Genomic DNA, 21,619 nt, shown 5'->3' with positions numbered 1-21,619 from the left:
AGAGTGCTGAGTTCTGAGTTAGGAGTTAATAAGTAACTCCTGAATACCAAGCATTCTTAATGGGTACATATTTCATCAACCGGCATAATAGGTTGCTCTCAAAAGCAACCTATTATGCCAAGCAAACGGAGGTTCAATGTCGATATCTAAAACTGTAAACAGCATTGAAAAACGCTTGCAGATAGAGCGTTTGCTAGGAGCAACCCAAATAGTTGCCCCTAGTGCTGGAAGTGATGTGGTAAAGGGATTAACTCAAACACCTAAATCTCTACCCGCTTGTTACTTTTATGATGACCGTGGTTCTGAGCTATTCGAGCAAATTTGTGAGTTGCCAGAATATTACGTTACACGCACAGAAACAGCAATTTTACAGCAGTGTGCTGGCGAAATTGTTAAGATAACCGGTGCTTGTGAATTGATAGAACTTGGCAGTGGCAATTCTACCAAAACCCGCATTTTACTAGATGCGTACCAGGAACTAGGTTATCCCCTACACTATCTACCAATTGATGTGTGTGCAGGTATATTGGAAACTAGCGCTAAACAGTTATTAGGAGATTATCCCTCGCTGCAAGTTTATGCACTGGCGGGAACCTATGAATTAGCTCTCGCACAACTCCTACCAACGCAATTACCCACCAGGATGATTTGTTTTATTGGCAGCACTCTAGGTAATCTTACATCTGATGAGTGTAATGTCTTCTTCTCTCAAATTACAAATGCTTTACAAGTAGGTGAGTATTTCTTGTTGGGAATAGATTTACGAAAGCCGAAACACATTTTGGAACCAGCTTATAACGACAACCAGGGTGTGACGGGAGCATTTAACCTCAATATGCTGGAGCATTTAAATCATCGGTTTGAGGGAAATTTTGACACCACACAGTTTGAACACTGGGCATTTTACAATGAAATTGAGCATCAAATCGAAATGCATTTACGAAGTTTGCGATCGCAATCTGTAGAATTACGCGCTCTTAACCTCAAGGTTAATTTTGCACTAGGTGAAACTATCCTCACCGAAATTTCTCGTAAATTTGACCTGAATACTATCCAGCAACAACTTACTGCACAGGGTTTACTACCTCTTCATGTGTGGACAGATCGAAATCAGTGGTTTGGTTTGTTGCTCTGTCAATTGCAAGCATAGAGTAGATTGATTAGGGTAGGTATTAACCCAAAAATTGCCTTACCAAAGCATAAGTAAAAAGTAAGCCAGTGACGTATTTGCGTAGCAGTAACAACACAGGAGCGTCAATAGTTCCCATCTTGGACACCTGCTATTCGTAACTGTGCGTAGCATCACCTGAAGAGTTAAAGAGCAAAAAAATTAATCCCCTTAAATTTATTTAGGGGGATTCTCTTTCTACTTTTTTAATCTAGGCGAAATCTTGACGATAACGTAGCTTGTGTGATTATTTGATTACTGCTGCATCGAACTTGTAGGAAAAATTCTGCTGAATATAGGAACTCGTAACTTAGGCTTAGTTGTAGTTATCTTAGGGCTAGAAGCAGAAGAGTTGTTAACTGCATCAGAGACGATTGTTGGTTTGCTATCAGTAGAATTGGCTAAATCACGCAATTTGATAGTAGAAGGTGAATCTGAAGATATAGAACTAGTATTATCAGTACTTTGACTATTAGATTTTACCGCAGTTTCAGCATGACATGGAGTAAAAAGGCAAGTCGAACTTGCTCCTAATCCCAAAATTAGCAGATTACAAATATATTTTTGCATGGTCTTGTTTGAAGGTGGTTCAGAAATATTCAAAGCTTCTAAAACTTGTCTTTTTCCTAGATAACTTCTTGCGCTCTAAAAGAAATACCGTAAGAAATTTACAGTTTTCAATAGAAACTTGCTAAAATTAGTAGAATAATAATAATGTTAGTTGGATTTTTGGTGTACTTGAAACAGAAATATTACTGATTTTCTGAAATCAATTATTTATAAATCTAGCGATTATTTTGTATATTTCATGAAGTAAAATATCAAGTATATAAATTTTCTTGTTAATAATTTGTGATTTTGATGAAGTAGCTTTCGGCAATGAAGACGTATATGTATTCAGGGATGGAGTTTCCGACTGACTTTTTATAAATCTGAGTTTGTTAGGTGAATACTGAGAAAATTAATTATTGGCTCATGAGTTTCAGGGTAGATATCCTAAAACCGCATTCCATAATTTTTTCAATTTATATCGATATGTTATGATTTGCCATACTCATCAGAAACTTTCACACTGTCTCTTGATTCTTTAGAAGTTAGACTAGATTCTGACTTAAGCAACTGGCACATATACAGCAGTTTTCTTTGGTATGAAATACAAAGCTACGGGTTTTGAGACAGGATAGCGCAGTGGTAGCCACTCCGCTTACTTCTCTAAAGAAGCAAGCTACGCGCAGCGTCTCGTAAAGCATCGGTAGAACCGAAACTTTTTTTTATATCTGATTTGGAGTCGAACATTCTGTACCTCATTTAAAAAGCAAACTGCTTTATCTGCTGTTATTAGAGTCAAAAAAATGTATTATCCTCTTGGAAATTTATGAAATTTATAACTTTTAAAAGTCCCTTCACAGCTATGCTAGTTAGCTTCACTATCGTGCAGACAGCTAATGCTCAAATTCCTGTATCTGAAACCTCTAAGCTATCTCAAGAAGTTTCTGTACTTCGCAAACAGGGTGCAAGTGGATTACAGGTATTTCTCAAATCGCATGCTAATGAGCTAAACACCTATTCTTCAGGTCCAGTTCTACCTTCTGCTGCACTCCGAGTAGCTTTAGATGAACTATGCCAACAACGGGACTGTTACGCCTCTCATCTGTACTGGTACACTAATATAGAACAAGCCAAAGCTGCCGCTAGAAGCAGTGGTAAACCGATTCTATCTCTGCGGTTATTGGGTAGGCTAGATCAGGATTTGAGTTGTGCTAATAGTAGATTCTTCCGGGTTGCACTGTATCCGAATGCTGAGATTTCTAAACTGCTTCAAGACCGCTTCATTTTGCACTGGGAATCAGTACGTCCTGCACCCAAAGTCACCATTGATTTTGGCGACGGACGTAAGTTAGAACGGACAATTACAGGGAATAGTATTCACTATATATTGGATGCTTCAGGTCGTCCTATCGATGCCATTCCAGGGTTATATAGCCCTAAAGCGTTCTTGCGTCAGCTACAGCAGGGTGAAATAGCAGTAAAAAGTTATACTAAACTTGCACCAGGCGATCGCGAAGCTTTTTTACAAAAATACCACAGCGATCGCTTGAATTCTATCCAAGCCCAATGGGTTGCAGATTTATCCCGGTTGGGTATCCAGTCTCCCCCTAAGTTGGTAAAACCTCCCAGCAATTCCACACAGCCACCGACAGCAGAAACTGCAAGTTCTTTAGCAGTTTCTAAAATGATGGTTGAAAGCCCAATGCTGAGTGCCTTTAGGTCTGATGCCCAACAAAATCAAAAGACTTTAGCGGAAATTACCGACCAAGAAGCCTGGAAAAAAATTGCTCAACTCTATGCCAACGATGTCAAGCTAGATCAAAATAGCATCTCTTTAATTAGAGCTAAAAAGTCTCAGTCTGCCAACAGTCCAAAAGATAATTTACCGATAATAGTGAAAAATTTTGAAGCCACAATGGCTTTAGATACAGTCAGAAATGAATATATGCTGCACAGCCAAATTCATCAATGGTTTATGCAGGGTAACCAAACAAGGACTATAGAAGCGCTCAATCAGCAAGTATACGCGCAACTCTTTTTAACTCCTAATTCTGACCCTTGGTTGGGGCTTTTCCCCACCGATAGCTACAATGCAATTGATAATGATGGTATTCGCTAAACTGAATTTTATGGAAAGCTAGGGGCGTCCATCTGTACGCCCCTACAGACGATTTATGATCTTGCAAAAATGTTTGTGAGTAAACTTGGAACTAAAAATTGCAAATCTAAAATCTAAAATTGATTGATTTTTTATGTCGGGACTAATTCACCAGGACGCAACTTAGCCCACTTACCCATTTCTGACTGAAAGCTCAAACAACCAACAACATCCCATTCCATTTCAATTAGATCCTCTTTAGTCCGGATATTGACGTTGATAGAAGGTTCATTTGGGTCAAAATCTGGTGTTTCAGTCAAGTGAGGTTGTTGGTGCTGTCCTTCTACGGCATGATAGGTATGACAGCGGTCTACATAGTGGCAGTTCACGCAAATACACATAATAGAACCAACTCCAGGTGCCTTTATTGTTAATCTAGCTTAAGCTCGACTGTTATTCATTAGTTGCTGGGTTGATTTTTATTACGATGCATTATTTTGTTGCTTCTACCCTAGCTCCGGAAAATTGGCCTTTTAGTTTGGCATTGTTGCCAAAACCCGCTTACATGGTAGGTGGTGCTGTGCGGGATGCTATCCTTGGCAGAACTCGTGAATACCTGGACTTAGATTTTATTATACCATCTAACGCGGTAAAGGTTGCTAGAGCGATCGCTCATCATTACAAAGCGGGTTTTGTTTTACTCGATGCAGAACGACAAATTGCTCGTGTGGTTTTTCCCCACGCTACAGCTGACTTTGCCCAACAAGAAGGAGATAGTTTAGAAGTTGACTTGCACAGACGGGATTTTACAATAAATGCGATCGCCTATAATCCCCATACGCAAGAAATTATCGATCCCCTGCAAGGCTATGCAGACTTACAACAGGGCATTTTACGAATGATATCACCCGCTAACCTCGAAGATGACCCTTTGCGATTAATGCGGGGTTATCGCCAAGCTGCCCAACTAGGTTTTATTATTGAGCCAGCTACCCAAATCACAATTCGTTCTTTCGCATCACACATCAGCAAAGTTGCAGCAGAACGATTTAGGGTAGAAATTGGCTATTTATTGGCAAATTCTCAGGGTACTCCCTGGATCGCAACTGCTTGGGAAGATGGTTTAATTACTCCTTTCTTCAAAAATGCTACCCGTGAAAGCTGGATCAAACTAGCAGCAGTTGACAACGCAGCAGCCTTACTCAGCCAAAATTGGCAAGAACTAGGAGTACAACTGCAAGCATATGTCCGCGATACCATCAAAACCACTTGGGTAGCCATTGCCAAACTTGCTTGTCTCGTCAATCCAGATGCAGAATTAGCAGAAATAGAATTACAGGAACTTACTTATAGTCGTGCGGAAATTCGTGGTGTAACCACTGCTCTGAAACTATCACCGCAACTGAAAATAGTAAATATGTCTTTGAGAGAACAATATTTTTTGTTCCAGGACGCAGATATTATGTTTCCTGCCACTGTGGTACTAGCCGTTGCACTTGATAATTTGGTAGAGGCGAACAAGCAGCTAAACACAACAGCCACTAAAAGTGATGAAAGCTATGCAACACCTTGTCAAGTTTTTGCACCTTTAATCAACCGCTACCTTAACCCTGACGATCTGGTTGCTCATCCCACTCCACTAGTGAGCGGGAAGGAGTTGATTATAGCACTAGATATTCCAGCTTCGCCAATGGTAGGCAAACTGTTGACAGAAATTGCTGTAGCACAAGCTGAGGGGAAGGTTTCCACACCAATAGAGGCGATCGCATTTGCACGTCAGTTAGGCAATTTGTAATTCGTAATTAGTAAAGAAGGCAGTCCCGATGAAACAAGTTTCAAAAGCCTTGCATGAAAATGTGATGTGAGACGAATCTATATAGATACTCATCGAAGGAGCATTTTCAAGTCAGTGAATTTTTGCAAATATATCCATCATATATCCCACTATTCAATTGATATTTTTATTTAAAAGTAGTAATGTATTAAACACTTAGTCTGGGGAATATTTGACATTTCCATTGGTAATAGATTCTGCATTCCAAATTTCCGGCAATTGATTTAAAACCACAATAATTCCAGTCCGACCTGTTGCTAAATTTGTGTTCGTTATCAGGTCAATAATAGATTCCCCAATAATTTCCTCAATTAATTTTTTTAATTCTGGTTTAATGATTCTATCTAAATAGAATCTCACTTGTTCCGCTAAACTAGCGTAGCCTTCTTTAACTAGAGTTTGTTCAGCTTGGGTAACAGAATTTTCTAGAGAAATGACAATTTCAGTATCAAAAAAATGGCAGATAATTTGGCTAGGAGACTGACCAAATCTATCATTATATAAATCTTTTATCCGTTTTGATATTTTTCTTTCTAATTGTCCAATATTCTGTTCTATCATTAGAATTTACAGTGTTGTAGTGTTTTCTGACTTTCTAAATCGGAGTTATTAAATTATAGTAGATTGAGTAAATTAAATATATTTAGTATATTCTTTACCTCCAAATCCTAAACTGGAGGAATGATAAAAGTTGTTAATCAACAATTTATGTAGTATCTACTTAATTTTCCTTAATGCTTTTTGAGTCATAGGTAATCAGGTTATTTTGTGCCAAATAAACCATCGCCTCTCAAGAAAAACGGGGTAGGGGAAAAAGAAGTATTTACTTCATTCATCGCGGATGGATAAGTGCGGTCTTGTTTACGACGGTAAGTAATAACCATATATTTGCTGACTGTAGCCTTGGGAGGCACACTTTAATACCATATACGAGATAGAGGCGAGGATATCTGGAGATATCTGAGCTAAAAACATCAGAAGCCTTGTATTCATTATGTACTCCGATGGCTAGGGCTTTCATTGCCATCGGCGATCGCAGCAATATCACCCTGACTTTTCACGGCATGTGGAAAAGCTCATTTTAGCGATTTCCTAAACCCTTATTTTTTCGTTAGCTATTTTCATTAACTCAGAGCTATTGATAATTAGGCTGTGGAAAAAGCCACGCTTTTTCGAGGCTTGAGGACTTACCGTGAAAAGTCAGCAATATCACCGACAATATACACTGTTACGCTGCGAATTGCTGGCAAAGCACCTCCAAGTCCAATCACGTCAACAATTCCGGAAAGATCCCTGAGTTGGGGCAAATCAAGTGCAACGCAACTGTACTTCTACGATTAGTCACTAGGGATTTGTCAACTACTGATGGTCAGTTTTTATGTTGAAGAGTGTAGCATCCTTACTAGCAAACACTTATGACTCTTAATGTGCAGTTTTCACCGGATTGTCGCATACAAAAAACAACACAGAAATTTTATAAATAGCAATTGATCTCCGTAAATTTAAAGATGACTTTAAAAATGGCTTAGAAGATATATTTTGTGAGAAAGTAAAAAGAAAGGTATATTCACTGATTTCAAATTCATGGATTCTTTATCTATCACTTACTTACTTGAAGAATTGAAAAATCCTGATGCTACAGTCCGGGAACAGGCAACCAGAAAAATCTGGCGGATCTGGTTTCAGCAAAAGGGAATTTATGGGCTGGAAAGAATTGACCACAGCCAAAAATTACTTGATGCAGGTGAAATTACTGAAGCAGAAACAGCACTAACGGAACTTCTCAAAGAACAGCCAGATTTTGCTGAAGCGTGGAATCGGCGAGCTTTCCTGTATTATAGTGCTGGTGATTATCAAAAATCTTTAGCAGATTGTCAGATGGTTGTGCAGATAAATCCAATACATTTTGGTGCTCTTCATGGTATGGGTTTGTGTTATGCAGCACTAGGAAGGTATAGTGAAGCTATCCGAGCTTTTAAACGTGCTTTAGAAATTCAGCCCTATTCACTGGTGAATCAAAAGTTGATTTTAGAATGTACATATAGATTGAGTTACGACGGTAGATAGGACAAAAAAATCATACTGTTTTATGAATCCGTCATCACCCTCATCAGCAACAATTCATCGCCTACGCCGCCGTAATTTTATTCAATATGGTTCTCTTTACATTAGCAGTAACGTCATAGCTGCTTGTGCTAGCAAGAATCAACTCTCAACTAACAATTCTCAATTGGATAAAGTTACATTTGGCACAAATTGGCTAGCACAAGCAGAACACGGCGGATTTTACCAGGCGATCGCCACTGGTATTTACAAAGACTACAATTTAGATGTCACCATCAAAATGGGTGGTCCTCAGGTTGCTAGTGGTACTCAATTGTTGATGGGGGGTGCGGTAGATTTCTTCATGGGTTATGGCATTGATGCCGTAAACGCCATTGCACAAGGTATTCCCAAAATTACAGTCGCAGCAATTTTTCAGAAAGATCCCTGGTGTCTTATTGCACATCCCAACACAGCAATTAAAACCATCGCCGATCTAAAAGGTAAACCAATTTATGTCTCTGCTTCTGCTAATATTACTTATTGGCCTTTACTCGAAGCGAAGTATAGTTTTACCGACGATCAAAAGCGTCCATACAACTTTAATCCTGCTCCTTTTCTGATTGACAAAAACTCAGCCCAACAAGGTTATATTACATCTGAACCGTTTGTTATTCAAAAGCAGGGTGGTTTTCAGCCAGTGGTATTTTTGTTAGCAGATTATGGTTATCAACCATATGCAACCACGATTGAAACCAAAAAAGAACTAGTAGAAAAAAATCCAGAATTAGTGCAGCGATTTGTTGATGCATCAATCAAAGGTTGGTACAGCTATTTAGAAAACCCCCAACCAGGAAATCAGCTAATTAAAAAAGAGAATCCAGAAATGACAGATGAGCAGCTTGCCTATAGCATTCAAAAGCTCAAAGAATATGGAATTATTCTTTCTGGAATAGCAGAAAAACAAGGCATTGGGGCAATGAGTGATGAAAGATGGAAATCACTTTTCGATAGCATGGTTAATACCAAGCTAGCCCAAGCCAATGTTAATTATAAAAACGCATACACCTTGCAATTTGTGAATAAAGGGATAGGCTATTACAAGAAGTAAGCGATCGTTTATTTACTATTCTCCAGATTTTTAGCTAGCTTTTCAAGTCGAGTATCCAATTCAGTCTCAACATCTGAGCTTATTTCCACTTCAATACTCTCAACAGCTTGGCACAATGCTAAAAAAGCTTCCTTTAATGGTTTACTAAACACTTTCTATGGTTTTGATTTTGAACTGATAATTAGATTGACCACCAAACATGTTTCCGTATTGTTCTGATACAGTTAAATTCTAATCTACATAATGAATGAGTAAACGTTCCTTTATCACACTCAATCAGATTAGCAAGGTCTACACCAATGGTACTATTGCCCTACAAGACCTCAATTTAGCGATTCCAGAGTCGCAATTTGTCAGTTTAGTTGGACCCTCAGGATGCGGTAAAAGTACAGTGTTGCGCCTGATTGCCGGACTGGGGCGTATGAGTTCTGGTACTATTGATTGGGGTATAACTCAGCAAGCAAGAAAACTGGCTTTTGTTTTCCAAGATGCTGCACTCATGCCTTGGGCAAACGTCTGGGAGAATGTACGCCTACCGCTAAAGTTAGCGGGAATGTCTAAAAAAGATAGCCAAAAATTGGTACAGCAATCATTAGCACTGGTAGGATTAGAAGGCTTTGAACAAAACTATCCCCGCGAGTTATCGGGTGGGATGAAAATGCGGGTATCAATTGCGAGGGCATTAGTTACTCAGCCAAATGTCCTGTTAATGGATGAACCATTTGGGGCATTAGATGAAATTACTCGTAGTAAACTCAATAGCGATTTACTGAATTTATGGCATCAACACCGCTGGACGGTGGTTTTTGTCACTCACAATATTTACGAAGCAGTCTATTTATCAAATCGGGTACTAGTTATGGGAACAAGTCCCGGACGTATCATAGCAGATATAGAAATTGATGCTCCGTACCCCCGTGACGATGACTTTCGGACATCACTGCTGTATATCAAATATTGCCGTGAAGTTTCTCAGCATTTAGCTAAAGCTATGAATAGAATAGAATTAAAAATTAAAAATTAAAATTGCTTGGTATGTTATTGAACCGTCGTACCCAATCACAAAAGACACCGAGCAAGTTTTTTTCTGCTGACATTTGGGCACCAATAACAATTGGCATTTTCGCATTAGTGTTATGGGATATGTTGGTGAGAGTCATGCATTTACCTCCTTATATCCTCCCTAGCCCTTTATTAGTATTTAAAACTTTAATCACTGACTGGAACGAGCTTTTTGGGTCATTATTAATCACACTGCAAATCACAGTTGTTGCGTTTTTTGCTGCGGCAATTTCCGGTTTACTAATTGCGATTTTATTTACCCAAAGCAAATGGATTGAACGCAGTTTATTTCCCTATGCAGTAATTTTACAAACAACTCCCATAGTTGCGATCGCACCTTTAATCATTCTCTGGTTAAAAAATAATACTTTTGCCGCCTTAGTCGTTTGTGCCTGGATAGTCGCCTTTTTTCCAATAGTATCCAACACTACATTAGGACTCAACAGTGTTGACCGGAACTTGCTCAACTTATTTCAACTTTACAAGGCTTCTCGATGGCAAACATTGCTTTATCTCCGATTACCCAGCGCCATGCCGTATTTCTTAGGTGGTTTAAAAATTAGCGGTGGTTTAGCGTTAATTGGCGCAGTGGTTGCCGAATTTGTCGCCGGTACTGGCGGGGCAAAATCTGGGATTGCTTACCGGATTTTAATCTCCAGCTACAACTTACAAATTCCTCGGATGTTTGCAGCATTATTTCTCACAACGGGCTTAGGTGTAATAATTTTTATCGGCTTGAGTGCCTTATCTGACTTAATATTAAGTAAGTGGCATGAAAGTGCTGTTAAAGAAGAAAACTAGGTTGGAATTTTCTCACGCACAGACGCAGAGAATAAAGAGGTTAAGTCCTCTGTTGTTAGGTTTCCTTGGGTTCAAGCAACCTATTAGCTTAGATTTAATCATCAAGTTCGCTAGATAAATTAGATGGTTTAAGCTGCCTAGATGAATAGAAAATAGTTAAAATATTTACGCGATCGTTATTGAATAAATAAACAATACGATAACTACAAAAGATAATTTATCTAATATTATCTTGAATACTTTCCTTTCAGACTCCTGCTTCAATATTAATAAGAAGCTATGACAAAAACAAATTTGGATGCCCTGATTAATAAGTTATGACGCAAACCAACTTAGATGCCCTAATTAATTCTCTAGACGGGATAGAAATTATTACCGATTCCACCCAAGTGGCCAAATTATCTCAGGATTATCACACCTTTAGCCCAGTGCTTGTGCCGAAACTAGAGGGCAAAGTGGGAGATATTGTAGTGCGTCCCATCAATGAAGCAGAGGTTTTAAAAGTTGCCGCGGTATGTGCAAAATACCGTGTACCTGTGACAGTGCGGGGTGCCGGTACTGGAAATTATGGGCAATGCGTACCGTTGCACGGTGGCGTAATTTTAGATATGACGCAGATGCAAAAAGTTTTTTGGGTGAAACCAGGAGTGGTACGGGTAGAAGCCGGGATAAAGTTGGCAGCTATAGATAAAAAAACCCGAGAAATTGGCTGGGAAATCCGTATGGCACCCTCGACTTACCGCACAGCCACAATCGGCGGATTTATTGGTGGGGGGAGTGGGGGCATTGGCTCGATACAATATGGATCGTTACGCGATCGCGGTAATATCCTAGCATTACGAGTGGTAACTGTAGAAGATGAACCTCGTGCGATCGAGTTGCGGGGAGACGACATACAAAAAGTTAACCATGCTTGGGGAATTAATGGCATTATCACCGAAGTCGAAATCCCCTTAGCCCCGGCTTATCCTTGGGCAGAAGTTGTCGTCACATTTGATGAGTTTATGACAGCAGCAAAATTTGGTCAGGCTCTTGGCAATGCTGATGGCATGATTAAGAAGTTGATTTCTGTCTTTGCATCGCCAATTCCTCAATATTTTCACGCCTTACAACAATACATTCCTGAAGGTACTCACCCAGTATTTTTGATAATTGCTGAATCGAGTTTGGAATTATTACCGAGTTTGGTGCAGGAATACGGTGGACAGATTACCTATGAGAAACAAGCCCAGGAAGCAGGTAAAGGTACACATTTAGCAGAATTTACCTGGAACCATACCACCTTACACGCTCGCAATGTAGATACTGGAATTACTTACTTACAAAGTATGTTTCCTCGCGATCGCAGTTTGCAACTAGTAGAGCAGATGTATCATCACTTCGGCGATGAAGTGATGATGCATTTAGAATTTTGTCGAGTGAACGGTACTGTAGTTGCTAATGCTTTGCAACTTGTGCGCTACACCACAGAAGAACGCCTCAATGAGATTATCCACTATCACGAAGAAAAGGGTGTGAGTATTGCTAATCCTCACACATATATTATTGAAGACGGCGGCAGAAAAATTATCGATCCTGAGCAATTAAAATTTAAGGAAATAGTAGATCCCTATGGATTAATGAACCCTGGTAAAAGTAAAGTTATTCAATTCCAAATTCACAATTAGCAAACTACAGAAACATATATCACAACTTTCTCTGTATATTTGTGTAACCTTCTCTCAAAAGCTAACTGTTGGGCGTTTATAATTTGTGGTTTGATTTTAAGAACCGTGGGGATAACCCAACTGACTTTTTACGTGATCTGGAAAACCTCTCTCTTAAAAGGAGAGAGACGTTGAATTTTCTCACTTCCCACATCGGGAAGAGAGGTTTTTGGTGAACTTTTGCATATAACGTAAAAAGTCAGGATAACCCAAAATCCAACATCCCAAAATCGCCCATGATTGAAATTGATGGTTCCTACGGAGAGGGAGGCGGACAAGTTCTTCGCACTTCCTTAAGTCTAGCCGCCATCACCGGCGAACCCATAAGGATTGCAGGTATTCGCGCCGGACGTAAAAAGCCAGGATTAGCAGCACAACATTTAACAGCCGTTCGCGCTGCGGCGAGAATTTGTAATGCCCAACTATGGGGTGATGCTTTGGGTTCAACGTTACTGGAATTCATCCCAGGTAGTGCTGTGCAAGCTGGAATTTATACCTTTGATGTTAGTAAAGCACAACAAGGTGGTTCTGCAGGTGCGATCGCTCTAGTTCTTCAAACAATTCTCTTACCTTTGGCGCTAGCATCTGGTAATTCTCAGGTAACACTCAAAGGTGGAACTCATGTGAACTTTAGCCCCACAGTCACATACATTGAGAAAGTTTATTTGCAAATACTGCAACGTATGGGAGTAGAAGCCCAAGTCAAGTTAGGCGCTTGGGGTTGGTATCCCCAAGGTGGGGGAGAAATAGAGTTGTACGTGAATGGTGGTTGTCAACTCGGTGGAATCAATTTGTTGGAACGGGGAGATTTACAGCAAGTGCAGGGAATTGCTGTGGTGACAGAATTACCTTCTAATATTGCCCAACGAATGGCAAATCGTGCCGAAAATTTATTAAGAAAAGCCCATTTAAAAGTAGCTGTACAAGCGTCGCAAGAAAAAGGTGTTGCACCTGGGGCGGGTATTTTTCTAACTGCTGAGTATCAGAACAGCTTGGCTGGTTTTGGTGGGTTTGGGCGTTTGCGATTATCAGCGGAGACAGTTGCAGAAATTGCTTGTCAAGAACTACTGAATTTTCATCAAACAGGCGCAGCAGTAGATGAACATTTAGCAGATCAGTTATTATTGCCAGCTGCTTTGGCGTCACAAGCAAGTCATTATCAGGTGGCTGAGGTGAGTAGTCATTTAACTACCAATGCTGGGATAATTCAACAATTTGGATTGGCAGAGATTACGGTAGATGAAGCTGAGAAAATAGTTTCAGTAAAGAGTTTGACTAGTTAAAACAAGTGATAGTAACCCAAGTTGCTAGTTATGCTTGCAGGTGTTTAGATGGCATTGCATAAATAATAAAATCTCTTCCAGAGGAAAAATTGGGAGGAGTAATGCTAAACGAAATAATTACAATTTATGCTATCACTGATGACCTATTGTTTGCGTAGCATCTAGAAGAGAAGGGGATTAGGCATAAACTTACGACTTTATTCTCGAAGCTTTATTTAGCACAGCTTCATAAAGAATTTATATAACTTTGCTGCTTGTGCTGCTGTAACTGCTCTACTATATATACTTGTAACTCTTGCTTTTCTCTGTTGCTAGCATTTCGCTGATAAGTTCTTCCTGTTTCTTGAATAAACCGACGTTTCTCGCTGGGGGAAGATTTTAGTTTACCTCCAGATACTTTGAGTTTTTCTTGTAATTCTTCCCATGTCTTTTCACCGATACTTTCACCTAGTTTTACTAGTACCTTTGGCAGTAATATGTTTGCCTCTCTTTGAAAATCTTCTTCTGTCTCCAGGTTAGCTAAATCTATATTGCTGAAGTCGATATTGATTTGAAAGTCACTCATGATATTTATTAATTTTATTAATGATTATTATCAGAAGAAGGAGAAGATGCGTTGCAAATTTTCAGCTATGGCAATAATAAAATTTTGACTATTTAGAGAAGTTGTAAATCTGAGCCTTTAGAGATTATCTCAATTGTTTTTGAATGATTTCCAGCTAATATATCACAAAAAATTATAGATGTAGTTAATAGAAGCTTAACCAGGACAACAATATTAAAAATGCTATCTTAAAGGCAAGGTCATTTGCTCAATTTTTGGGGAAAACGCTATGACTACAAAACTCATAGAGGCTAATTCTATCGAGTCATTGCTAGGTAAAGAGGCAGAAGACCTGCTTACCTACAAAGCAAAGGTTTCTAAGGATTTGTTACATTTGCCTGGTTCAGACTTTGTAGATCGAATCTGGCTGAACAGCGATCGCAATCCTCAAGTATTGCGTAATCTTCAGTTACTTTATTCTACTGGTCGTCTGGCAAATACAGGTTATCTGTCTATTCTCCCGGTAGATCAAGGCATTGAACATTCAGCAGCTGCGTCTTTTGCACCAAATCCAATTTACTTTGACCCAGAAAATATTGTCAAGTTGGCGATCGCTGCGGGTTGCAATGCCGTTGCTACCACTTTGGGAACATTGGGTATCCTATCACGTAAATATGCCCACAAAATTCCCTTTATTCTCAAGATTAATCACAACGAATTGCTGACTTTCCCCAATCAATTTGACCAGGTATTGTTTGCTGATGTCGAACAAGCTTGGAATTTAGGAGCGGCGGCAGTTGGGGCGACAATTTACTTTGGTTCAGACCAGTCTACCAGGCAAATTCAAGAGATCAGCCAAGCATTCAAACACGCTCATGAATTGGGTTTAGTCACTATTCTTTGGTGCTATCTGCGGAATAACGCTTTTAAACAAGATAAAGATTACCATCTTGCAGCTGACCTCACCGGACAAGCAAATCATTTAGGTGTAACCATTGAAGCCGACATCATTAAACAAAAGTTACCCGAATGCAACAATGGTTATGGAGCAGTTGCCAAAGCTACTGGTAAGAGTTACGGCAAAACTGATGAGCGGGTTTATACAGAATTAAGCACCGACCACCCGATTGATTTGACTCGTTACCAGGTACTCAATTGCTATTCTGGCCGTGTCGGACTGATTAATTCTGGTGGGGCGACTGGCAAAAATGACTTCGCCGAAGCAGTTCGCACCGCTGTGATTAACAAACGCGCTGGCGGTTCCGGATTAATTTCTGGTCGCAAGACCTTCCAACGCCCCTTTGAAGAAGGTGTGAAACTATTTCATGCTATTCAAGATGTTTACTTATCGCCAGATGTGACGATAGCTTAGGGAATTGGGGAGATGGGGAGACTTGTACTGAGTTTCGACTACGCTCAACTACCGCAAAGCCGAAATAGCCGAAGTATGGGGAGAGAATTTCACCCCATCTCCCCACCATCCCAATGTCCAATGTCCAATGTCCAATGCTTAATCCCCGAACCTTCTACTTCAAACCGAGAATATTCAAGACTAAATACAAACCACCGGCATATGTAGCAGAACCAAGGAGTACGCAAACTGGCATTTTCAGCACCTATGCTAGCAGCAGATTTCTCAGGGTGTCCATCTGCAAACCAGAATGGTTCGCCGCCATTGTTCCTGCAATACCAGATGACAATACGTGAGTAGTGCTGACTGGTAGACCGAAGTAATCAGCAGCGCCAATAGTTGTCATCGCTACCAATTCGGCTCAAGCTCCTTGAGCATAGGTAAGGTGGTCTTTGCCAATTTTTTCACCCACTCTCACCACAATCAATGCGCTTCCAACCAATCTATTGTGCCAAGACCTAGTGCGATCGCAACCGCAAATTTCACCCAATTGGGAATAAACTTAGTTACTCCATCCAACTCTTTCTTATAGTTGGTAAGTACCTCTTTTTGTTTAGGATCGGTTAATTTGTTCTCCTTGTCCAGTTTGCTAATTGTTCCAGCGGATTGGGAGAGATGAGGGGATAAGGAAATAAACTAAACTTAACAAAACTCCTCACTCTTAACTAACGCTAACAGCACTCCTAATGCCCGAAGCTCAATCTGATTAATTACCAAAATCAGTATGATCGAAACCACAGTTCGTAAACAATACGACCATCTAGCATCTGTATACGATCGCCGTTGGAAAAACTATATTGCTAATACACTTACTTTTCTCAAAACCTGGGCAGAAATATCACCACTCGATAATGTACTCGATGTTGCTTGCGGAACAGGTGAGTTTGAACGGCTGTTATTAACTGACTATTCAACACTAAAAATTGTCGGGGTAGATATTTCCGAGGAAATGCTAGCAGTTGCTAAGGAGAAATGTGGCGTTTATCCTCAAGTCTCATTTCATACTGCCAGTGCGTCAGCCTTGCCATTTGCTAACAATAGTTTTGATGTGATTGTATCTGCCAATTCATTCCATTACTTTGACGATCCATTGGCAGCATTAATAGAGATGCAGCGCGTTCTTAAGCCTAATGGCAAAGTAGTGATTTTGGATTGGTGCAAAGATTATTTATTTTGCAAAATTTTGGATATCATCCTTAAGGTTATTGACCCAGCGCATCAAAAATGTTATGAGCAAGATGAATTTCACGGTTTTCTGAGTTCTGCGAACTTTGTAGTTTCTCGTGCAACTAAATTTCGTTTCGGTCTGTTTTGGGGGCTGATGGTAGCTACAGGGGGAAAGGCAGGGGAGGCAGGGGAGGCAGAGGAAGCAGGGGAGACAGAGTGAAAAAAAGTTTTCGGATTTTTGCACAGATGCTGGAAGCGAAGGAATTTTGAAAAGATAAATCTGGGTGGGGATTGTGGGATATCCTTAAATAAGTGAAAGATTTGCCAAAAAAAACTAAGAATGAAGCTGGCAGCAAGAGTAAGTCAGGTAACACCTTCATTAACCTTAGCGATCGCAGCCAAGGCTAAGGCACTGAAGGCAGAGGGAATAGATGTTTGTAGTTTTAGTGCTGGAGAACCAGATTTTGATACCCCAGCGCATATCAAAGCCGCAGCAGCAAAAGCTTTGGATGAAGGCAAAACCAAATACGGTGCAGCAGCCGGAGAACCAAAGTTAAGGGAAGCGATCGCCCGTAAGCTTAAAACTGATAACGGTCTTGATTATAAGTTAGAGAATGTCATCGTCACCAATGGCGGTAAGCATTCTCTGTACAACTTAATAGTGGCGCTCATCGATCCAGGTGATGAGGTAATCATTCCTGCACCCTACTGGCTAAGTTATCCGGAAATGGTGACCTTGGTCGGTGGAGTGTCGGTGATTGTCCCCACTGATGCCACCACCGACTATAAGATTACTCCCGAACAACTCCGTAAAGCCATCACGCCGAAAACAAAGTTATTTGTCCTCAACTCTCCATCTAATCCCACCGGTATGGTTTACACGCCAGATGAAATTAAAGCACTGGCGCAGGTAATAGTTGATGCAGATATCTTTGTTGTCTCTGATGAAATTTATGAAAAAATTCTCTATGACGGTGCAGAACATATTAGCATCGGTTCTCTAGGAAAGGAAATTTTTGACCGGACTTTAATCAGTAATGGGTTTGCGAAGGCTTACTCCATGACTGGCTGGAGACTTGGTTATTTAGCCGGGCCAGTGGAAATTATTAGAGCCGCCAGCACCATCCAAGGGCATAGTACATCTAACGTGTGTACCTTTGCTCAATATGGGGCGATCGCGGCGCTACAAAGTTCCCAAGATTGTGTCGAAGAAATGCGTCAAGCCTTCGCCAAACGCCGACAGGTAATGCTAGATAGACTCAACGCCATTCCCGGATTGAGTACCGCCAAACCAGACGGCGCCTTTTATCTGTTCCCCGACATCAGCAAAACCGGTCTAAAATCCTTGAAATTTTGTGACGCCTTGCTAGAAGAACATCAAGTTGCAGTCATTCCCGGAATCGCTTTTGGTGCTGATGATAACATTCGCCTTTCCTACGCCACAGATATGGCAACCATTGAAAAGGGAATCGATCGGTTAGAGAAATTTGTCAAGTCGCGTATTTAGTTAGTTGTCATTTGAATTAGGAATAACAATACCCTCTCTAACAGGAGGGCTTTTTTTAAGGCAATACAGTTCAGATAAGACCAAAACACTTGTAGAGACGGCGATTTATCGCGTCTTTCCGATGTAGAATTTTTATCAAAAAATATTAACCGAACCCTATTACCATAATAAATAAAAAATAACAATCCCCACCAATGAGCTTTATTTGCATCGCCCTAATTAAGCACTTCTTAATGCCACAATTGGGTCAAGCTTAGCAGCGCGACGTGCAGGAACAACGCCAAAGAATAAACCAATACCACCAGAGACACCAACGGCCATACTAATTGCTATAGGAGAAAGACTCGCTTCTAAAGGAGTCAAGGCACTCACTAAGAGGATGCCACTAACACCAACAGCAGTCCCAACTAAACCGCCAGCGGCAGAAACTATTACTGCCTCAATAATGAACTGTAGCAAAATATCTTGCTCAGTTGCCCCGATCGCTTTTCGCAATCCGATTTCTTGGGTGCGTTCGGTGACGGAGACAAGCATAATATTCATAATGCCAATACCGCCGACAAACAACGATATGCCGGCGATCGCTGCTAGCATAATTGTCAATGCACCTGTAATTTGACCGACAGTTTGCAAAGCATCTTTCTGGGTGCGGAGAGTAAAGTCATCTTCACCATTAATTTTGTGTCTCAGACGCAGCAAATTAGTAATTTGAAACTCTGCTGCATCGACGCTATCAGAATCACGAGCGGCAGCAACGAGATAATCTAAAGCGATACCATAGGGAGAATTCTTTCCCACAAGGCGGTTTGCAGAAGTCGTGATTGGTATTAAGGCAGCTTCATCATAATCTGCTCCCACGCTAGAACCTTTGGCTATTAATGTGCCAATTACTTGAAAGCTGGTATTTCCAATCCGCAATTGTTGACCGACGGCGTTATTATTACCAAATAGTTTTTCTGCTAAGTCTGCACCTAACACTACAACTTGGTTATTTCGTTTGATGTCTACTTCGCTAAAAAATCTGCCTTTAGCAGTTTCAAAATCTCGCACCGATAGAAAGCTGGGAGTTGTGCCAATGATATTGACCTGAGTGTTTCTGTTACTGTATGTAACCACCTGCCTTGTATTTAACTCTGCTGCAACTCCTACTACTGTTGGCACTTGAGAGGCGATCGCATTTGCATCTTGCAACACCAGAGTTTTTGGCACTTCAAAAGAGATACGCTGAGTTTCTCGATTTCCGGGAATCACAAACAGCACATTTGGCCCTAGTGATTCCAGCTGTTTGTTCACGTACTTTTGCCCACCTTCACCAATGCCAATCATGGCAATCACAGAAGCATTACCAATAACTATACCCAACATCGTCAGAGCGCTACGCAACTTATTTGATAGCAGGGTTTTCCCCGCCATTTGGACACTTTCTAAAAAATTCATGCCAAGTTTAGATTTTGGATTTTAGATTAAAAGTTAACTGTTGACTGTTGAGTTATTCTCCTTATCTCCCGATACTTCGGCTATTTCGGCTTTGTGGTAGTTGAGCGTAGTCGAAACTCAGTACAAGTCTCCTCATCTCCCATTTGAGATTATTTATTCTTCTGTTCTTTAGCCTTCTCAATTTTGTAGTCTTTGGGTGGATTAACAAATATGCGATCGCCTTCTTTAACTCCCCCTAAAATCTGAGTTTGGTCTTGGATTTGCGCCCCAACTGTAACTTCACGGAACTGGGGTTTATTCTTTGCATCTGGTACAAGTACACCAGTTTTACCCTTTTCGGTGACGATTGACACCGTTGGTAACACTAAAGCATTATTAACGCGATCGCCCAAAAATGTCAGATCCACATTTAAGCCAGAACGCAGTTTATCTGTGCCGGTATCCAGAGCAACCCGCACTTGAAAGGATGTGACACCTTGTTCCACCACTGCTTCGGGAGCAATTAGACGCACATGACCTTTAAACACTTTATCGGCATAAGCATCGGCGACAATTTCCACCTGCTGTCCCGGTTTAATTCTGCCAATATCGGCTTCGGGAACTTGAGCTAAAATTTCTAAACCGCGTGCTACGGCAACAATTGAACTGGAAGTTGCCGATGCACTAGTAGAAGCAGAAGTTGTTGGTGTCACAAAGGCACCTGGATCGGAATACTTTTGGGTAACAATTCCCGAAAGGGGAGCGCGAATAATCGTATCTTCCAACTGCACTTGTACGCCCTTCAATTGAGCCTCAGCAGATGCTACAGCAGCTTGACGTTGAGCTATTTCTTCTGAACGGGTGCCATCTTCTAATAGTACTAATGCTGCGCGTGCTTCATTCACAGCGGCTTGGCGTTGGTCGATTTCTTCAGTTCGAGTGCCAATTTTGACTAACGAAAATCGTTTCTTCGCCTCTTCTAAATTGGCTCTAGCACTTTTATCGTCGCTGATGGCTTGATCGAGTAATTGTTTTTTCTCTGCTCCTTCTTTATATAAGTATTGGTAACGTTTGACTTGTTCAGCGGTGTAATTCACCTTTGCTTGAGCGGCATCTACTTGGGATTGAGATTGGGCAATTTCTTGGGGACGATTACCCGCACGAGCTGCGGCTAACTGAGCTTGGGATTGGGCTAAACGCGCTTTAGCTTGAGCAATTTCTTGAGGACGACTACCAGCAAGGGCTTCGGCTAACTGTGCCTGACTTTGCGCTAAGTTGGCAAGATACTGGCTTTTTTGTGCCTCAATGCTGGCACTATCCATGCGGGCGAGTATTTGCCCTTTTTGAATGCGATCGCCTTGTTCAACATACAATTGCGACAGCACACCAGGATTCTTAGGACTAATATTCACGCTCTGCACTGGTACGACTTTACCACTAGCGGTAATTCGCAGGGTGACGTTTTGCGCTGCTACTGGGACGGTTAGTTCAGCTATGTCTTCTTTATTTGTTCCTTGATTCACAAGAGTATAAGTTGTGAGTGTACCAACAACCAAGGCACCCCCTGCCATCAGCCCAATCAGCCAGCGTAATGGATACTTAACTTTGCCAATAACTGGAATTTCTATCTGGGTAGCCATATTCTTATAGAAGCCTGTAAATACTGCTGTGTGGGAGTTGCCTTGAGTTAGAGGACAATTTGAGAATACGAAGTTTTAAAAGTTTTGCGATTAAATTTTTATTAAGTTAACTCACAACTAGACGCATAGTAAGCTTCATAGTTGCTTAATCTTCCTTCATACTAGGCATCTATATGTCTGTACGCCTTCACCTGAATGGGTGACTTTACCCACATTGTCAGATATAATCTCGCCACCAGATTGCTAAGTTGATATGCGTCTCAATACTGCGTAGGTTTT

20 protein-coding genes are annotated in these 21,619 nt (G+C 40.8%); 12 read left to right on the top strand and 8 right to left on the bottom strand.

Annotation, left to right across the window (positions count from 1 at the left end; translation table 11 throughout):
- Nucleotides 1-136 precede the first annotated feature (136 nt).
- On the top strand, nucleotides 137-1,150 hold the full coding sequence (gene egtD / locus ACFG4S_RS10235) for an L-histidine N(alpha)-methyltransferase (protein WP_392534688.1): 1,014 nt from the start codon (nucleotides 137-139) through the stop codon (nucleotides 1,148-1,150).
- Between the two features lie 273 nt (nucleotides 1,151-1,423).
- On the opposite strand, the gene ACFG4S_RS10230 is transcribed toward egtD, so the two are convergent.
- Complete coding sequence (locus ACFG4S_RS10230) at nucleotides 1,424-1,738, bottom strand: hypothetical protein (RefSeq protein WP_392534687.1); 315 nt, start codon at nucleotides 1,736-1,738, stop codon at nucleotides 1,424-1,426.
- Nucleotides 1,739-2,543: 805 nt separating this feature from the next.
- Here ACFG4S_RS10230 and ACFG4S_RS10225 point away from each other — a divergent pair.
- Entirely contained in the window at nucleotides 2,544-3,836 is a 1,293-nt protein-coding gene (locus ACFG4S_RS10225; RefSeq protein WP_392534686.1) for a hypothetical protein, read from the top strand.
- 131 nt (nucleotides 3,837-3,967) lie between these two features.
- Here ACFG4S_RS10225 and ACFG4S_RS10220 read toward each other — a convergent pair whose 3' ends face one another.
- Nucleotides 3,968-4,216, bottom strand: coding sequence for a Ycf34 family protein (locus ACFG4S_RS10220; protein ID WP_392534685.1), 249 nt, complete (start codon nucleotides 4,214-4,216; stop codon nucleotides 3,968-3,970).
- An 86-nt stretch (nucleotides 4,217-4,302) separates the two neighbouring features.
- On the opposite strand from ACFG4S_RS10220, the gene ACFG4S_RS10215 reads away from it, so the two are divergent.
- Nucleotides 4,303-5,610: a CCA tRNA nucleotidyltransferase gene (locus tag ACFG4S_RS10215; protein WP_392534684.1), complete on the top strand. Its 1,308-nt coding sequence runs from the start codon at nucleotides 4,303-4,305 to the stop codon at nucleotides 5,608-5,610.
- Between the two features lie 195 nt (nucleotides 5,611-5,805).
- Here ACFG4S_RS10215 and ACFG4S_RS10210 read toward each other — a convergent pair whose 3' ends face one another.
- A complete protein-coding gene (locus tag ACFG4S_RS10210; protein WP_392534683.1) occupies nucleotides 5,806-6,210 on the bottom strand; it encodes a DUF2294 domain-containing protein in 405 nt (134 codons plus the stop codon).
- Nucleotides 6,211-6,410: 200 nt separating this feature from the next.
- Nucleotides 6,411-6,533: a hypothetical protein gene (locus ACFG4S_RS10205; protein WP_392534682.1), complete on the bottom strand. Its 123-nt coding sequence runs from the start codon at nucleotides 6,531-6,533 to the stop codon at nucleotides 6,411-6,413.
- Between the two features lie 700 nt (nucleotides 6,534-7,233).
- Here ACFG4S_RS10205 and ACFG4S_RS10200 point away from each other — a divergent pair.
- The 6 genes from ACFG4S_RS10200 (at nucleotide 7,234) to rtcA (ending at nucleotide 13,655) form a co-directional block, all read left to right on the top strand.
- On the top strand, nucleotides 7,234-7,716 hold the full coding sequence (locus tag ACFG4S_RS10200; RefSeq protein ID WP_392534681.1) for a tetratricopeptide repeat protein: 483 nt from the start codon (nucleotides 7,234-7,236) through the stop codon (nucleotides 7,714-7,716).
- A gap of 22 nt (nucleotides 7,717-7,738) precedes the next feature.
- Nucleotides 7,739-8,803: an ABC transporter substrate-binding protein gene (locus ACFG4S_RS10195; RefSeq protein WP_392534680.1), complete on the top strand. Its 1,065-nt coding sequence runs from the start codon at nucleotides 7,739-7,741 to the stop codon at nucleotides 8,801-8,803.
- A 247-nt stretch (nucleotides 8,804-9,050) separates the two neighbouring features.
- Nucleotides 9,051-9,827 (top strand): ABC transporter ATP-binding protein, encoded by a 777-nt coding sequence (locus ACFG4S_RS10190; protein WP_392534679.1) that lies wholly within the window; start codon nucleotides 9,051-9,053, stop codon nucleotides 9,825-9,827.
- An 11-nt stretch (nucleotides 9,828-9,838) separates the two neighbouring features.
- Entirely contained in the window at nucleotides 9,839-10,666 is an 828-nt protein-coding gene (locus ACFG4S_RS10185; protein WP_392534678.1) for an ABC transporter permease, read from the top strand.
- Between the two features lie 317 nt (nucleotides 10,667-10,983).
- A complete protein-coding gene (locus ACFG4S_RS10180; protein ID WP_392534677.1) occupies nucleotides 10,984-12,333 on the top strand; it encodes an FAD-binding oxidoreductase in 1,350 nt (449 codons plus the stop codon).
- 275 nt (nucleotides 12,334-12,608) lie between these two features.
- On the top strand, nucleotides 12,609-13,655 hold the full coding sequence (gene rtcA, locus ACFG4S_RS10175; protein ID WP_392534676.1) for an RNA 3'-terminal phosphate cyclase: 1,047 nt from the start codon (nucleotides 12,609-12,611) through the stop codon (nucleotides 13,653-13,655).
- 226 nt (nucleotides 13,656-13,881) lie between these two features.
- Here the strand turns inward: rtcA and ACFG4S_RS10170 are convergent, their stop codons facing one another.
- Nucleotides 13,882-14,220 (bottom strand): hypothetical protein, encoded by a 339-nt coding sequence (locus ACFG4S_RS10170; RefSeq protein ID WP_392534675.1) that lies wholly within the window; start codon nucleotides 14,218-14,220, stop codon nucleotides 13,882-13,884.
- A 268-nt stretch (nucleotides 14,221-14,488) separates the two neighbouring features.
- Here ACFG4S_RS10170 and ACFG4S_RS10165 point away from each other — a divergent pair, with 268 nt between their 5' ends.
- Nucleotides 14,489-15,571: a class I fructose-bisphosphate aldolase gene (locus tag ACFG4S_RS10165; protein WP_392534674.1), complete on the top strand. Its 1,083-nt coding sequence runs from the start codon at nucleotides 14,489-14,491 to the stop codon at nucleotides 15,569-15,571.
- Nucleotides 15,572-15,815: 244 nt separating this feature from the next.
- Here the strand turns inward: ACFG4S_RS10165 and ACFG4S_RS10160 are convergent, their stop codons facing one another.
- Nucleotides 15,816-15,956 (bottom strand): inorganic phosphate transporter, encoded by a 141-nt coding sequence (locus ACFG4S_RS10160; protein WP_392534673.1) that lies wholly within the window; start codon nucleotides 15,954-15,956, stop codon nucleotides 15,816-15,818.
- 378 nt (nucleotides 15,957-16,334) lie between these two features.
- Between ACFG4S_RS10160 and ACFG4S_RS10155 the strand changes: the two genes are divergently transcribed.
- Entirely contained in the window at nucleotides 16,335-16,997 is a 663-nt protein-coding gene (locus ACFG4S_RS10155; RefSeq protein ID WP_392534672.1) for a class I SAM-dependent methyltransferase, read from the top strand.
- 120 nt (nucleotides 16,998-17,117) lie between these two features.
- Complete coding sequence (locus ACFG4S_RS10150) at nucleotides 17,118-18,284, top strand: pyridoxal phosphate-dependent aminotransferase (RefSeq protein ID WP_392534671.1); 1,167 nt, start codon at nucleotides 17,118-17,120, stop codon at nucleotides 18,282-18,284.
- 219 nt (nucleotides 18,285-18,503) lie between these two features.
- On the opposite strand, the gene ACFG4S_RS10145 is transcribed toward ACFG4S_RS10150, so the two are convergent.
- Nucleotides 18,504-19,721, bottom strand: a complete 1,218-nt coding sequence (locus ACFG4S_RS10145; RefSeq protein WP_392534670.1) for an ABC transporter permease — start codon at nucleotides 19,719-19,721, stop codon at nucleotides 18,504-18,506.
- A 149-nt stretch (nucleotides 19,722-19,870) separates the two neighbouring features.
- A complete protein-coding gene (locus ACFG4S_RS10140) occupies nucleotides 19,871-21,340 on the bottom strand; it encodes an efflux RND transporter periplasmic adaptor subunit (protein ID WP_392534669.1) in 1,470 nt (489 codons plus the stop codon).
- Nucleotides 21,341-21,619 lie beyond the last annotated feature (279 nt).

It is taken from the genome of Nostoc sp. C117, assembly GCF_043099735.1.
Taxonomy (GTDB): Bacteria; Cyanobacteriota; Cyanobacteriia; order Cyanobacteriales; family Nostocaceae; genus Nostoc.
Note: the sequence above shows the minus strand (reverse complement) of the source record. Positions and strands in the feature narration are given on the sequence as shown.